Source organism: Streptosporangium sp. DT93 (assembly GCF_049844535.1).
Taxonomy (GTDB): Bacteria; Actinomycetota; Actinomycetes; order Streptosporangiales; family Streptosporangiaceae; genus Streptosporangium.
On record NZ_JBNCLF010000008.1, the window covers coordinates 256,664 to 271,567 of the forward strand.

At 72.5% G+C, this 14,904-nt stretch carries 9 protein-coding genes and 1 tRNA gene; 7 read left to right on the forward strand and 3 right to left on the reverse strand.

The window, feature by feature from the left end; genetic code table 11:
• Positions 1-211: 211 nt before the first annotated feature.
• Complete coding sequence (locus ACLQ2R_RS19870; RefSeq protein WP_425961504.1) at positions 212-664, reverse strand: carboxymuconolactone decarboxylase family protein; 453 nt, start codon at positions 662-664, stop codon at positions 212-214.
• A gap of 269 nt (positions 665-933) precedes the next feature.
• Between ACLQ2R_RS19870 and ACLQ2R_RS19875 the strand changes: the two genes are divergently transcribed.
• The 3 genes from ACLQ2R_RS19875 (at position 934) to ACLQ2R_RS19885 (ending at position 4,102) form a co-directional block, all read left to right on the forward strand.
• A complete protein-coding gene (locus tag ACLQ2R_RS19875) occupies positions 934-2,316 on the forward strand; it encodes a PLP-dependent aminotransferase family protein (RefSeq protein ID WP_425961506.1) in 1,383 nt (460 codons plus the stop codon).
• 186 nt (positions 2,317-2,502) lie between these two features.
• Positions 2,503-3,114 (forward strand): helix-turn-helix domain-containing protein, encoded by a 612-nt coding sequence (locus tag ACLQ2R_RS19880; RefSeq protein WP_425961507.1) that lies wholly within the window; start codon positions 2,503-2,505, stop codon positions 3,112-3,114.
• A gap of 118 nt (positions 3,115-3,232) precedes the next feature.
• Positions 3,233-4,102, forward strand: coding sequence for a class I SAM-dependent methyltransferase (locus ACLQ2R_RS19885; RefSeq protein WP_425961508.1), 870 nt, complete (start codon positions 3,233-3,235; stop codon positions 4,100-4,102).
• Positions 4,103-4,204: 102 nt separating this feature from the next.
• On the opposite strand, the gene ACLQ2R_RS19890 is transcribed toward ACLQ2R_RS19885, so the two are convergent.
• A complete protein-coding gene (locus ACLQ2R_RS19890; RefSeq protein WP_425961605.1) occupies positions 4,205-5,590 on the reverse strand; it encodes an LVIVD repeat-containing protein in 1,386 nt (461 codons plus the stop codon).
• A gap of 100 nt (positions 5,591-5,690) precedes the next feature.
• On the opposite strand from ACLQ2R_RS19890, the gene ACLQ2R_RS19895 reads away from it, so the two are divergent.
• A complete protein-coding gene (locus tag ACLQ2R_RS19895; protein WP_425961509.1) occupies positions 5,691-6,341 on the forward strand; it encodes a DUF305 domain-containing protein in 651 nt (216 codons plus the stop codon).
• A gap of 100 nt (positions 6,342-6,441) precedes the next feature.
• Here ACLQ2R_RS19895 and ACLQ2R_RS19900 read toward each other — a convergent pair whose 3' ends face one another.
• Positions 6,442-6,858, reverse strand: a complete 417-nt coding sequence (locus ACLQ2R_RS19900; protein WP_386242913.1) for an SsgA family sporulation/cell division regulator — start codon at positions 6,856-6,858, stop codon at positions 6,442-6,444.
• A gap of 461 nt (positions 6,859-7,319) precedes the next feature.
• Here ACLQ2R_RS19900 and ACLQ2R_RS19905 point away from each other — a divergent pair.
• The 3 genes from ACLQ2R_RS19905 (at position 7,320) to ACLQ2R_RS19915 (ending at position 14,743) form a co-directional block, all read left to right on the forward strand.
• Positions 7,320-7,391 (forward strand) — tRNA-Val (locus ACLQ2R_RS19905).
• Between the two features lie 182 nt (positions 7,392-7,573).
• Positions 7,574-10,549, forward strand: a complete 2,976-nt coding sequence (locus ACLQ2R_RS19910) for a helix-turn-helix transcriptional regulator (RefSeq protein ID WP_425961510.1) — start codon at positions 7,574-7,576, stop codon at positions 10,547-10,549.
• A 594-nt stretch (positions 10,550-11,143) separates the two neighbouring features.
• Positions 11,144-14,743 carry a CARDB domain-containing protein gene (locus ACLQ2R_RS19915; RefSeq protein ID WP_425961511.1) on the forward strand — a complete coding sequence of 1,200 codons (3,600 nt, stop codon included), beginning with the start codon at positions 11,144-11,146 and terminating at the stop codon, positions 14,741-14,743.
• The last annotated feature ends 161 nt before the right edge of the window (positions 14,744-14,904 follow it).

Sequence of the window (14,904 nt, forward strand, 5' to 3'; positions counted from 1 at the left end):
GGGGGGGGGGGGCGGGGGGGGGGGGGGGCCGGGGGGGGGGGGGGGGGGGGGGGTGGGGGGGGGGGGGGGCGCCCCCGGGGGGGGGGGGGGCGGCGCGCGCCCCCCCCCCCCCCCCGGGGGTGTGAGGGGGAGGGAGGATCCGGCTACCGGGTGCCGGGTGCGCGCGAGGTCTTCCACGGTGATCCGCTCACGGGTGTGAGAGGAGATCAGGTCACCGGGTGCCCGGGGTCTTGCGGGTGGTGACGTTCATGCGGTTCCAGGCGTTGACGGTGAAGATCAACGCGATGAGCCGGGCCAGTTCCCCCTCCTCGAAGTGCCGGGCGGCCTCGTCGTACACCTCGTCGGAGACCCCTTCGGGCAGCCGCGTGACCGCCTCGGTCAGGGCGAGCGCGGCGCGCTCCCTCGCGGTGTAGAGGCTGGACTCCTCCCAGGCGGAGAGCTGGTAGATCCGTTCCTCGCTCTCGCCCGCCTTGCGGGCGTCGCCGGTGTGGTAGTCGATGCAGTACGCGCACCGGTTGATCTGCGAGGCGCGGATCTGCACCAGCTCGACCAGGACCGGGTCGAGGCCCCGGCGGGCCGCGGCGTCGAGGGCGAACACGGCCTTGAAGACGGCCGGGGCCGCGGTGGTGAAGTTCATGCGCTGGGAGATCTCGACTGCTGTCATGTCCAGAAACCTACGATGACATTGGCCCCGGGGTATGGTGCATTTCCATGTCGGATCGATGGGGCAATTTCCCCGAGGGCCCCGGTGTGCCCGCCCCGTGCCCGGACACGAACGGGGACACGGGCTCGGACACGAACGGGGACACGGGCTCGGGCCTGAGCCCGGACGCGGGTCCGGAGCCGGACCCGAAGACGGACCCGAACCGGGACGCGGGACCGAACACGAGCCCGGACCCGGACGAGAACCCGGACCCGGACGAGGAACCGGACGTGATCACGGGTGCGGACATCCACCTGGAGCTCACCGGCGAGGGGCCCCTGCGCGAGCGGCTCATGCGGGCGTTGCGCGAGGCGATCGCCTCGGGCCGGCTGGCCCCCGGCGTCCGTCTCCCCCCGTACCGGAGCCTGGCCGGGGATCTGGGTGTCGCCCCCAACACGGCCGCCGCGGCCTACGGCGAGCTGGTGGCGGAGGGGTGGCTGACGGCGCGGCAGGGCTCGGGCACCCGCGTCGCCCGGCGCAGCTCCCCGCTCGCGTCCGAGCCTCCCCGCCGCCCGGCGCCTCCCGTGCGCCGCCCCTCCTACGACCTGATGCCCACGTCCCCGGACGCCTCGGCGTTCCCCCGGCGGGCCTGGCAGTCCTCGGCGCGCCGCGCGCTCACCGCCGCCCCCGGCGACGCCTTCGGCGTGGGCGACCCGCGTGGCCGCGTCGAGCTGCGCGTCGCGCTCACCGAGTACCTCGCCCGCGCCCGGGGGGTGCGGACCGCGCCCCACAGGATCGTCGTCTGCGCCGGGTTCGCCCACGCCCTGGGCATGCTGGGCCAGGTGCTGGAGGGGACGGTGGCGGTCGAGTCGTACGGCCTGGACTTCCACCGGTCCCTCCTCGCCGCGGCGGGGCGGGACACGGTGCCCCTGCGGCTGGACGCGCGCGGCGCCAGGATCGACGAGCTGCCCGGCACCGGGGCCGGGGCCGTCCTGCTCACCCCGGCCAACCAGTTCCCCACCGGAGGGCCCCTGCACTCCGAGCGCCGGGCGGCCGTCGTCGACTGGGCCCGCGCCTCGGGCGGGCTGGTCCTGGAGGACGACTACGACGGCGAGTTCCGCTACGACCGCCAGCCGATCGGCGCGGTGCAGGGCCTCGACCCCGATCGCGTGGTCTACCTGGGATCTGCCAGCAAGAGCCTGTCTCCCGCGCTCCGCCTGGGCTGGATGGCCCTGCCCGAGCACCTCGTCGACGCCGTCCTCGCGGTCAAGGGCCCTCGCGAGCTGTGGTCGGGGTCGCCGGACCAGCTCACCCTCGCCGACCTCATCGCCTGCGGAGCCTACGACCGGCACCTGCGGCGCATGAGGCCGGTCTACCGGCGCCGCCGCGACCAGCTCGTCGCCGTCCTCGCCGCGCGGGCCCCGCACATCAGGGTCGGCGGGATCTCCGCCGGCCTGCACGCCGTGCTCGACCTGCCGCCCGGCACAGAACGGGACGCGCTGCGGGCGGCGGGACACCGGGGACTGGCCCTCGACGGGCTCGCCTCCTACCGCCATCCCCGCAGCGTCATGCCGGCCCGCGACGGGCTCGTCATCGGCTACGGCACCCCGCCCGAGCACTCCTTCGCCGGAGCGCTGCACGCCCTGTGCCTGTCCCTGCCCCCGGCGCCGTAGAGGGGGTCGGGCCCCGCGTGCGGGCCGGACTCACGTCCCGCGTGCGCGCCGTGCCCTCCCGCGGTGCCGGCCGGCTCACGTCCCGCGTGCGCGCCGTGCCCTCCCGCCGTGCGCGGCCCGGCCGTTCCAGGGCCTTCCGCGCACGACGTCACACCGGCCTTGCATATCAGGCATACCATTTTTCCCATGACGCAAGACATGGGAGATCTGGACGGTCTCGTCCGCAAGCGCATCCGTGCCCTGCGGGTCGCGCAGGGCTGGTCCCTGGAGGAGCTGGCCGGCCGCGCCAACCTCAGCCAGTCCTCGCTGAGCCGTATCGAGAACGGCCGGCGTCGCCTGGCACTGGATCAGCTCGTCACCCTCGCCCGTGCCCTGGACACCACCCTCGACCAGCTCGTCGAGACCGCCACCGACGACGTCGTCACCAGCCCGACGATCGACGGCCCCCACGGCCGGATGCGCTGGCCCGTCAGGGCCGACCCCGGCATGAGCGTCATCCGCCAGCGCGTGACCGAGCCGCCGCCCGACAACCCCTCCCGCATGCGTGCCCACCCCGGCCGGGAATGGCTGGTCGTGCTCTCCGGCACCGCGATCCTCATGCTGGGACATCAGCGCTTCCGTCTCGAGACCAACCAGGCCGCCGAGTTCCCGACCATGATGCCGCACGCCATCGGCGCCGAGGGCGGGCCGTGCGAGCTCCTGGGCATCTTCGACCGCGACGCCCGCCGAGGGCACCAGCGCGACGGCGGCGACGGGAGTGATGGTGGTGACCGCGACACCCCCGGCGTCCGCGAATGACGGCACCGTACGCCCCGCTGGAGGTACGTCTTGCGCGCCGGGCCCCTCAGGACACCGGTATCTTGCGCGTTCCGGGATCGATCGTGCTCCACAGGCAAGCCCGCCGTACGGTGAGGCCATGACCGAAACACACCCGCACACCCACGATCACGGCACGCGACACGATCACCACGAGCAGGACGACGCCGGCCAGATGGAGATCCTCGAACTGGACGCGGAGGTCCTGGGCGAGCACATCGCCTCCATCATCGAGTGGCTGCCGCTGACGGCCGGCCCGCGCCACATCGTGGACCTGGGTGCCGGCACCGGAACGGGCACCTTCGCCCTCCTCGACCGCTTCCCCGAGGCGCACGTCACGGCCGTCGACGCCTCCCCCGGACACCTGCGGCGTCTGAGGGAGAAGGCCTGCGCCCGGAACGTGGACGACCGCGTGCGCACGGTACTGGCCGACCTCGACGCCGACGGCTGGCCCGGCCTCGGCACGCCGGACCTGGTGTGGGCCTCGGCCTCGATGCACCACCTGGCCGACCCCGAACGCGTACTGCGCACCCTCCGCGGCCTGCTCGCGCCCGGCGGCCTGCTCGCCGTCGTCGAGCTGGCCGGGTTCCCCCGTTTCCTGCCCGAGGACGCCCCGCGGGAGCGGCCGGGCCTGGAGGAGCGCTGCCACGCCGCGACCGAGCGCTTCCACGCCGAGCACATGCCCCACCGCGGCGCCGACTGGGGGCCGATGCTGACCGCCGCCGGGTTCACCCTCGCGGGCGAGCGCACCGTCACCGTGGACATCGAGGGCTCCCGCCACGAGGCCATCGGCCGCTACGCGCTCAGCGGCCTGCTCCGCATCCGCGAGGCCGTCGCGCGGACGCTTCCGGCCGAGGACCTCGCCGCGCTCGACCGGCTGCTCGACACGGACGGCCCCCACAGCATCCTGCGCCGCGACGACCTCTCGGTACGCACCGAACGCACCGTCTGGGCGGCACGTCCCCGCTGACCGGCGATCTCCACGCGGGCCGCCCGCCGGGCGGCTCCCAGGAGGACACCTGGGTCGCGACCTGCGGCGTGTCCAGGAAGACGGCGAGCGCCGCCGGGCGGTCTAGTAGGACACCTGGGTCTGCGCGTTCAGCTCCTTGAGCGTGACCTTGGCCGCCGGGTCGGTCAGCGGGTCGTCGATGCGGAGCACGTCCAGGCCCCGGGTGATGTCGCTGGAGTAGATGTGGCCGTTGTAGTAGTACGCCGACCAGGAGCCGCCGACGCCCTGGACCGGTCCCCGCTCGAAGAAGCCGATCTCCTTGGGCGCGGTGGCGTCGGTGAAGTCCCAGACGGACACCCCGCCCTGGTACCAGGCCTGCACCATGATGTCCTTGCCCGGGACGGGCAGCAGCGAGCCGTTGTGCGCGACGCAGTTCTCGTCGGCCGCCTGCTCCCGGGGGATCTTGAAGTAGCCGCGCCGTTCGAGCTTGCGCGCGGAGGTGAGGTCGTACACGGCGTTGGCGCCCTTGGTCTTCGGGGTGCCGGAGTCGCAGGTCGCGGACACGCCGCCGCCCAGCTCGTCCCCGAAGACGACCTTGGTGGCGTCGTTGTTGAACGTCGCCGAGTGCCAGATGGCGAAGTTCTCCTCGTCGCTCACGTGCTGGAGGACCTTGGGGTTGACCCGGTCGCTGATGTCCAGCAGGATCCCGTCGCCGAAGCAGGCGGCGGCGGCGAGGTCCTTCTCCGGGTAGGCCGTGATGTCGTGGCAGCCGCCGATGCCGCTCGTGGAGGGCTTGTCGGAGAGCGCGGGCGTGGAGACCACCTTGGCGGTCTCCGGAGCCGCGACCGGCACCTCGACCACGGAGATCTTGTTGTGCGGGGAGGGGCAGGTCGTCGTCATGGGCTCGGGCCCGGGGGAGGAGATGTAGAGGTAGAGCCGGTCGGGCTTCTCACCGGGGACGAGGGTGTGGGTGTGGGAGCCGCAGTCGGTGCGGACCGCCGAGACGAACTTCGGGTGGGCCTTGTCCTTGATGTCGAAGATCCGGATGCCCTCCCAGCCGTCGGACTCGGGCTCGCCGCGCTGTTCCTCGCATCCGGGACCGTTCCGGGCGGAGTCGATCGACAGGAACAGCAGGTCCCCGCTCACCGAGATGTCGTTCTGCTCACCCGGGCAGAGCACCTGGCTGGTCACCGAGGGATGGGCCGGGTCGGAGATGTCGAAGACGCTGAAGCCGTCGAAGTTGCCGACGAACGCGTGGTTCCCCTGGAAGGCCAGGTCGGTGCCCCAGGACTGCGGGCCGTCGAGCGGCGCGCTGAGCGGAACATTGGCCAGGTGGGTGACGTTGTCGCTGTGGGTGCCGTCGCCGGAGACGCCCCCGGACGAGGTCTCGGAGGGGGTCTCGGAGGCCTGCCCGGCCGGGCTCGGGCTTCCCGCGGAGCCCGCCGCCGTGGACGAGCCCGCCGTGGCCGGTGGAGCCGAGGGGGCCGGATCGGCCCCGCATCCGCCCACCAGAAGGAGTGCCGTCAGTCCCCATGCCACGGTCGGTCGCACGATGCCCCCATTACGTCGGTCCACTTGCCCCATTATTGAAGCTATGTGGAGGATGCGTGTGCCGAGTCAGATTATCGCGGTGATCATGCTGATTTCGGCACTCGTGGGCTGCACGGGGGAGGGGGCCGGGGGCCCGGCCTCGTTCGTCGCCGAGAGCGGCGCCCCCGTGATCGTTCCAGGTGGGCCCGGCGAGGCCGGGCGTACGGCCAGGCCGGGGGAGAACCTCGGCGAGTCCGAGGCGCGGGTCACCGCGGCCGACGTGAGGTTCGCCGAGGGCATGATCCCGCACCACCGGCAGGCGCTGGAGATGGCCGGGCTGGTGCCCTCCCGGGCCTCCTCGCCCGCCGTGCGCGGGATGGCCGAGCGCATCGTCGCCGCGCAGCGACCGGAGATCGCGGCCATGACGTCGTGGCTCAGGGCGGCCGGACGCCCGCCGGGCGACCAGGCGGGCGGGCACGCCGGGCAGGGAGGTCACGGCGACGTCGTCACGCTGGAGCAGATGAACCGGTTGCGGGCGGCAAGGGGGAAGGCCTTCGACACGCTTTTCCTGAACCTCATGATCGTCCATCACGAGGCGGCGGTGACGATGGCGGGACTCCAGCTTCGCGAGGGCACCGACCGGATCATGCTGGCCACGGCCAAGGACGTCGTCTCCGGCCAGGGCATCGAGATCGCCAGGATGCGGAGGCTGCTGGCGGCCCCGGCCTGAGGCCGCGGCACGGGAACGGCCCCAGGACGGCATGGGGGCGGCACAGGGCGGCACGGCTCACGGGCCGAGCGGCACGATCCGGTGACGGCAGCGGGGCGGTTCAGGAGCTCCAGAGCATGTTGCTCAGCTCGGCGTCGAGATCCATGAAGTCGGTCTCGCGTCCCGCGGGGACCAGCTCGTAGGTCCGGTGCAGGAACTCCGTGAGAGGGGCCAGCGGCACCTCGAACAGGGCCTGGCCGAACGGCGACGTGAGGCTGATGTGCAGGTTGCGCTCGCCCTCGGCGCGGGCCGGCCACACCTGCACGTCCCCGTCGCCCACCCGCCGCACGATGCCGACCGTCAGCAGCTCGCGAGCGAAGATCCACTCGACCGGCTCGTCGTTCCCCACGTGGAAGGCCATGCGGATCGCGTAGGGATCGCCGGCCGTGTAGCCCAGTCCGGCGAGAAGAGGGACGGTGGTACGGTCGGGGACCACAAGCCGAAGGCCTAGCTCGGCAGAGACGGTGGCGCTGTTCATCGTCAGCCAAACCTTTTTCGTCGTCGGTCCCCTCTACGGGGCTTTCACTGCTCTGAACGGCATCGTTCCGCATGAGACATCACGCGGAACGAAGGAACCTGTAGGAAAGATTCCGCCTCCACGCCCTTCTGTAACACAGATCACAGCGAGACATTTGGGCATCTACCTGGCTAAACATCACCAACAGGGCCGTATTTGCAAGGGTTTTGCGTATCGTTTTGGTCACCGTCGACGCCCTGGCGGGGCGTCTCGGGTGATTCGGGTCGAGCCTGGGTCGTTCGGTGCTTCTGCGGATCAGGACGATGCTATGACACGGTAGCCCCCCGCCGGATGCAACCTGGGACCTTTGGCTCCCGGCCATGTCGTTTTCAAGATCGTTCTTCCGGCGGGAACCGCTTCGCGAGTACTCCCGGATTGCTGTATGGTTTTTCACGTCGGCACCGTGAGGCGCCGCACAGGGCGGGCGATTAGCTCAGCGGGAGAGCGCTTCGTTCACACCGAAGAGGTCACTGGTTCGATCCCAGTATCGCCCACACTAGCAAGGCCCAGGTCAAGGCCCCCCGGCGGACGTCCGCCGGGGGGTCTTGCGTTTCCGGGAAGCGGCCGTCCGCCCCCGCTGACGCCCGTGACGGGTGCGCCACATCTCTGATCTACGTCGTAAAGGGCGATGGGCGGCGTACGCACCGATGTCGGTGGGCGGTGGCATCCTGGGGGCGTGAGAGCCCACGCGGTAAGCCCCCTGTTCATCGGGCGCACGAACGAGCTGGCCGTCCTGGAGGGCGCCCTCGGCGGGGCCCGCGCCGGATCGGCCTCGACGGTGTTCGTGGGCGGTGAGGCCGGGGTGGGCAAGACCCGTCTCGTGCGCGAGTTCGCCCGGCGCTCCGGCGACGCCACGGTCCTCATCGGCGGGTGCCTGGAGCTCGGCACCGAGGGCCTGCCCTTCGCCCCCTTCACCGCCGTGCTCCGCTCGCTCGCCCGCGACCTGGGGCACGACGGGGTCGCCGCGCTGCTGCCTGGCGGGACGACCCGGGGGCTGGCCCGGCTGCTGCCGGAGTTCGGCGAGCCGGAGAGGGAGGGCGCCGAGGCGCGCGCCCGGCTCTTCGAGCACGTCCTGGGGCTGCTGGAGGGGCTCGCCGCGCGCCGGCCCACGGTGCTGGTCATCGAGGACGCCCACTGGGCCGACCGCTCCACCCGCGACCTGCTGTCGTTCCTGGTCCGCTACCAGCGCGCCGACACCCGCCTGCTGACCCTGGTCACCTACCGGATCGACGAGATCCACCGCACGCATCCGCTGCGCCCCCTGCTGGCCGAGCTGGGCCGGGTCGACTGGGTCACCCGCCTGGAGCTGGGCAGGCTGAGCCGCCGGGAGGTCGACGAGCAGGCCGAGAGCATCCTGGGCGCCGAGCCGGGCGCCGTCCCCGAGGCCGACATGGACCTGGTGTACGCGCGCAGCGAGGGCAACCCCCTCTTCGTCGAGGCCCTGCTGAGCGGGGACGGGAGCGAGGCCCTGCCCGAATCGCTGCGCGACCTGCTGCTGGCCAGCGTCGAGCGCCTGCCCGAGGAGACCCAGGAGCTGCTGCGCCTGGCCTCCGCCGGCGGGGCGAGGGTCGAGCACGCGATGCTCGCGGCGGTCGCCGGCGCGGACGAGGGCGAGCTCTCCGGCCTGCTGCGACCGGCCGTGGCGGGCAACGTCCTGGTGGTGGAGGGCGAGGCGTACGCGTTCAGGCACGCGCTGATCCACGAGGCGGTCCACGACGACCTGCTGCCCGGCGAGCGCGTCCGCCTGCACACCCGTTTCGCCGAGGCGCTGGAGAAGGACCCCGGCCTCCTGCCGGCCCCGCGCGGGGCGATCGAGCTGGCCCACCACTGGCACGCCGCGCGCGACCACCGGTGGGCGCTGATGAGCGCGTGGCACGCGGCCTCGGCGGCCAGGAGGGCGGCCGCCTACGACGAGCAGCTGAGGATGCTCGACAGGGTGCTGGAGCTGTGGGAGAGGGTGCCCGACGCCGCGGAGCGGATCGGGGCCGACCATGTCGAGGTGCTCCGGCAGGCCGTCACCGTGGCGCACCTGGCGGGGGAGTTCGAGCGGGGCCTCTCGCTGGCCAGGGCGGCACTGCGCGAGATCGACACCGAGGCCGACCCGGTCCGCGCGGCCCGGCTGCTGCGGCAGCGGGGGCTGGTCAGGTACGACCTGGGGCGGGCCGGTTCCCGCGACGACCTGCGGGCCGCCGTCGCGCTGGTCCCGGCGGAGCCGCCGACGCCCCTGCGCGCCCAGGTCGTGGAGAACCTGGCGCGGGTGCTCAGCTACTCGAAGCACTGGGCGGAGAAGGAGGCCCTGGCCGAGGAGGCGATGAGCATCGCCCGCCAGGTGGGCGACATCGACACCGAGGCCCACGCGCTGGTCACCCTCACCTGGGGCAGGTGCCACTACGCGCGGATGGAGACCCAGATCGAGGCCTTCGCGCGGGCTCGGGAGCTCGCCGGACGGGCCAGCACCTACGCGGCGCTGATGCGCGTCGTCATCTCCGAGTCCGACGCCTTCGAGGGGGCCGGCTGGCACGAGCGGGCCGCCGAGGTCGCCCGCCAGGGCATGGCGGACGCCGAGGCGTACGGCCTGGCCCGCACCTCGGGCGCCTTCCTGGCGATCAACCTGGCCGAGCCCCTGGTCTCCCTGGGGCGCTGGGACGAGGCGCTGGAGGTGGTCGAGCACGCCCTGGAGGTCGCACCGCCGGCGCCGTTCCGCGCGGCCCTGCAGGGGATGGTCACCGACATCGCGCTGGCCAGGGGCGACCTGGACCGGGCCGGCGCGCTCGTGGCGTCCGCGCGGGCGGTGTTCCGCCACGGGGCGCACAAGGACCAGGCGGTCCTGCCCAACCTGCGCAGGGAGATCGAGCTGCTGGTCGCCCGCGGCCGGGGCGGCGAGGCGGCCGATCTGGTCGAGCGGAACCTGGACCAGCGTGACCTGACCGTCTCGCCCCGCTACACCTGGCCCCTGCTGCTGGCCTTCCTGCGCGTGACCGGCGTGACCGGCGTGACCGGCGTGACCGGGACGGCCGGGACGGCCGGGCTGGCCGGGGCGATCGGGGCGGGTGGAGGGGGCGGGGCGATCAGGGCCCGGTTGCGGGGGCTGGCGGAGAAGCTCGCCGTGGAGGGCGATCTCCAGCGGGCGTACGGCCTGCACTTCGCCGCCGAGGCGGCCCGTCTCGACGGCGTGCGGGACCCGGAGGCGTGGCACGCGGTGGCCTCTGCGTGGGCGGCGCTGCGCCAGCCCCATTCCGAGGCCGGTGCGCTGCTCGGCGCCGCCGAGGTCGCGGCGGCGGTGGGCGAGCGCGGCGCGGCGGCCCGGAGCCTGGCCAGGGCGGCCGGGCTCGCGGCGGAGCTGGGCGCGACGCCGCTGGTCACGGCGATCGACGCCCTGGCCAGGCGGGGGCGGATCGCGATCACCGAGGAGCCGGCAGCGGCGCAAGAGGCTCCGGTCGCCCGGGGGGCGGGGTTCGGGCTCACCGCGCGCGAGCGGGAGGTGCTGGCCCTGGTGGCGGCCGGGCGCAGCAACCGGGAGATAGCCGGTGAGCTGTTCATCTCGGCGAAGACCGTCAGCGTGCACGTCTCCAACATCCTGGCCAAGCTGGGTGCCGCCTCCCGCGGGGAGGCGGCGGCCACGGCGCACCGGCTGCGCCTGGTCGAACGGTAGGCGCCGCCGCTCCCGCGTGCCGGGCCGCACGGGGATCCGTACTCCCCCCCCGGTAGCCGGAGCGGCCCCCGGTTCCTGACAAGCCCCCGGTTCCCGGGGGCTTTTTTCGGCATGGCCCGACCGCCCGCCGCGTCGTTCCGGCACGGTCGCGCGGGCCCGGAACCGCGGGGGCGGCGAGGTCGCACACGGCGCCCGGGACGCCGGTAAGCGGCCCGTCCCGAACCGTTGACGCGCCCGTAGCACGTATGTAACATTTGGCCAGCGCAATGCAAAAATATTGCAAACTGCTGTTAAATTCTCTCCTTACTTCGCAACTTCTGTCAGCGTTGCGCTGCGCACCGCTCGTCCCGCCGACCGCCCCCCGCAGGCACCTCCGGCGTACACGGCGACCAGCACCCCCCGGCGACGAACGAGGCAAGGCCCGCGGGCAGGCCGCACGGCACGCGCGGCCGGCCCGCCCGCCGGATCCCGCGCACCAGGGATCCGCGCCTCGTGAACGGCACCCCGACCGGTGCCCGCCCCGTCGCGTGACGGAGGCCACGGCCTCCCGTCCCCGTCGTCCCCGTCGTTCCAGACGAGAGATAGAGGAACGCAATGAGAAAGCAGTACCTGGCGCTGAGGCTGGTGGCGGCGATGGCCGCGACCAGCCTGCTCGCCCTGGCCGGCGCGGTCGCGCCTGCCTCGGCGGCGGCCGCCCCCAACCTGGCGACGGGCAAGGCGGCCTCGGCCTCCGGCTCCAACGCCCCCTACGTGGCGGGCAACGTCACCGACGGGAACGCCTCCTCCTACTGGGAGAGCCCCAACAACGCCTTCCCGCAGTGGGTCCAGGTGGACCTCGGGGCCGCGGCCGGCGTGAACAAGGTGGTGCTGAAGCTGCCGCCGGCGACGGACTGGGCCACCAGGACCCAGACCCTGTCGGTGCAGGGCAGCACGAACGGCTCGTCCTTCTCCACCCTCGCCGCCTCCGCGGGCCGTACCTTCAACCCCGCGACCGGCAACACGGTGACGATCGACTTCACCACGACCAGCACCCGGTACGTGCGGCTGAACATCACCGCCAACACCGGATGGCCGGCCGGGCAGCTCTCGGAGGTCGAGATCTACGGGCCGGAGGGCGGCGGCGGTGACACCACGGCGCCGACCGCACCGGGGAACCTGGCCTACACCCAGCCCGCCTCGGGGCAGATCAGGCTGACCTGGAGCGCCTCCACCGACGCCGTCGGCGTGACCGGCTACGAGGTGTACGCCAACGGCACCCTGCGCGCCGGCGTGGCGGGCAACGTGCTGACCTACACCGACAGCCAGCCCGACACCGCGACCGTGTCCTACCACGTCAGGGCCAGGGACGCCGCGGGCAACCTGTCGGGCGACAGCAACACCGTGACCCGTACCGGCTCCAACCCGCCGGGCGGCACCAACCTGGCCCTGGGCAAGCCGATCAGCGCCTCCTCCTCGATCTTCACGTTCGTGGCCGCCAACGCCAACGACAACAGCACGGCCACCTACTGGGAGGGCAACGGGTATCCGGCCACCCTCACGGTGAACCTGGGCGCGAACGCCGCCCTCGGCTCGGTCGTGGTGAAGCTCAACCCGGACAGCGCCTGGGGCACGCGTACCCAGACCATCGAGGTCCTCGGCCGCGGCCAGGGCGCGAGCGGGTACAGCGGCCTGTCACCGGCGGCGCAGTACACCTTCAACCCGGCCACGGGCAACACCGTGACGATCCCCGTCTCCGGCACCGCCGCCGACGTCCAGCTTAAGATCACCTCCAACTCCGGTGCCCCGTCCGGCCAGGTCGCGGAGTTCCAGGTCATCGGCACCCCGGCGCCGAACCCGGACCTGACGATCACCGGCCTGACCGCGTCCCCGGCGAGCCCGGTCGAGACCGACTCCGTCACGCTCTCGGCGACGGTCAGGAACGGCGGCACCGCCGCCTCCGGCGCGACGAACGTCACCTTCTACCTCGGCACCACCAAGGTCGGCACCGCCGCGGTCGGCGCGCTGGCCGCGGGCGCGTCCGTCACGGTCTCGGCGAGCGCCGGTCCCCGTGACGCGGGCAGCTACCCGCTGAGCGCCAAGGTCGACGAGGCCGGGAGCGTCAACGAGCAGAACGAGTCCAACAACACCTTCTCGGCCTCCTCCCCGCTCGTCGTCAGGCCCGTCGACACCGCCGACCTGGTCGCGACGACGAGCTGGACCCCGAGCAACCCGGCGGCCGGCAACGTCGTCACCTTCTCCGTGGCGATCAAGAACCAGGGCACCGCGGCCTCCGCGGGCGGCGCGCACGGCATCACGCTGACCGTGCTCAACGAGTCCGGCACGGCCGTGCGGACGCTGACCGGCTCCCACACCGGCGTGATCGCCGCGGGCGCCACCGCCGGCACGGTCACCCTGGGCACCTGGACGGCGGGCAACGGCAGGTACACCGTCAGGACGGTCCTGGCCGACGACGCCAACGAACTGCCGGTCAAGCGCGCCAACAACACCTCCACCCGGCCGTTCTTCGTCGGCCGGGGCGCCAACATGCCGTACGACATGCTGGAGGCCGAGGACGCCGCGACCGGCGGCGGGGCGGCCGTGGTCGGACCGAACCGCACCATCGGCGACGTGGCGGGCGAGGCGTCGGGCCGCAGGGCGGTGACGCTGAACACCACCGGCAGCTACGTCGAGTTCACCACCAAGGCCAGCACCAACACCCTGGTCACCCGCTTCTCCATCCCCGACGCCCCGGGCGGCGGCGGCATCGACTCCACGCTGAACGTCTACGTCAACAACACCTTCCTCAAGGCGATCAACCTGACCTCCAGGTACGCCTGGCTGTACGGCGCCGAGGCCTCCCCCGGCAACTCGCCCGGCTCCGGCTCGCCGCGTCACATCTACGACGAGGCCAACCTCATGCTCGGGACCACCGTCCCGGCCGGCAGCAAGATCAAGCTGCAGAAGGACGCCGCCAACACCACCACGTACGCGATCGACTTCGTCAACACCGAGCAGGTCGCGCCGGTCGCCAACCCCGACCCCGCCAGGTACGCCGTCCCGGCCGGATTCACCCACCAGGACGTGCAGAACGCGCTGGACAGGGTCCGGATGGACACCACCGGCGCCCTGGTCGGCGTCTACCTGCCGGCGGGCACCTACCAGACCTCGAACAAGTTCCAGGTCTACGGCAAGGCCGTCAAGGTGGTCGGCGCGGGCCCCTGGTACACCCAGTTCCGCGCTCCCGCCAACCAGGACAACACCGACATCGGGTTCCGTGCCGAGGGCACCGCGAACGGCTCGTCGTTCGTGAACTTCGCCTACTTCGGCAACTACACCTCGCGCATCGACGGCCCCGGCAAGGTGTTCGACTTCGCGAACGTCGCCGACATCGTGATCGACAACATCTGGAACGAGCACATGGTCTGCCTCTACTGGGGCGCCAACACCGACCGGGTGACGATCAAGAACTCCCGGATCCGGAACATGTTCGCCGACGGCATCAACATGACCAACGGCAGCACCGACAACCTGGTCAGCAACAACGAGGCCCGGGCGACCGGCGACGACAGCTTCGCGCTGTTCTCGGCCATCGACGCCGGCGGGGCCGACATGAAGGGCAACGTCTACGAGAACCTGACCTCCATCCTGACCTGGCGGGCTGCGGGCGTCGCGGTCTACGGCGGGTACGACAACGTCTTCCGCAACATCTACATCGCCGACACGCTGGTCTACTCGGGCATCACGATCAGCTCGCTGGACTTCGGCTACCCGATGAACGGCTTCGGCGCCAGCCCGCCGACCCGGTTCGAGAACATCTCGATCGTCCGCGCCGGCGGCCACTTCTGGGGCCAGCAGGTCTTCCCGGCGATCTGGGTGTTCTCCGCCTCCAAGGTCTTCCAGGGCATCCGCGTCAGCAACGTGGACATCGTGGACCCGACCTACGGCGGCATCATGTTCCAGACCAACTACGTCGGGAACCAGCCGCAGAACCCGGTCAAGGACACGATCTTCACGAACATCTCGATCACCGGTGCCCGCAAGAGCGGCGACGCCTTCGACGCCAAGTCCGGCTGGGCCATCTGGGCCAACGAGCTGCCCGAGCCCAACCAGGGCCCGGCGGTCGGCTCGGTGACCTTCAACAACCTCCAGATGAGCAACAACGTCCAGAACATCAGGAACACCACGTCCACCTTCACGATCAACGTCAACCCGTGACCACCGTCGACCGGTGATCACCGGTCGGAGGCCGGTGCCCCGCGGGAGACCGCGGGGCCGGTGACGACCCGGCGCCGCCGGGAGGCCACGCCTCCCCCGGGCGCGCGCCCGCGGGCGCCGGGGGGCGGCCGGGCGGGGGCCGGGGGGGGCGGGGGGGGGGG

Bases quoted from the DNA above. Each gene is read 5' to 3' on its own strand.
- ACLQ2R_RS19880 (WP_425961507.1), top strand. From the start codon at position 2,503: ATGACGCAAGACATGGGAGATCTGGACGGTCTCGTCCGCAAGCGCATC.
- ACLQ2R_RS19900 (WP_386242913.1), bottom strand. From the start codon at position 6,858: ATGAACAGCGCCACCGTCTCTGCCGAGCTAGGCCTTCGGCTTGTGGTC.
- ACLQ2R_RS19870 (WP_425961504.1), bottom strand. From the start codon at position 664: ATGACAGCAGTCGAGATCTCCCAGCGCATGAACTTCACCACCGCGGCC.
- ACLQ2R_RS19915 (WP_425961511.1), top strand. From the start codon at position 11,144: ATGAGAAAGCAGTACCTGGCGCTGAGGCTGGTGGCGGCGATGGCCGCG.
- ACLQ2R_RS19885 (WP_425961508.1), top strand. From the start codon at position 3,233: ATGACCGAAACACACCCGCACACCCACGATCACGGCACGCGACACGAT.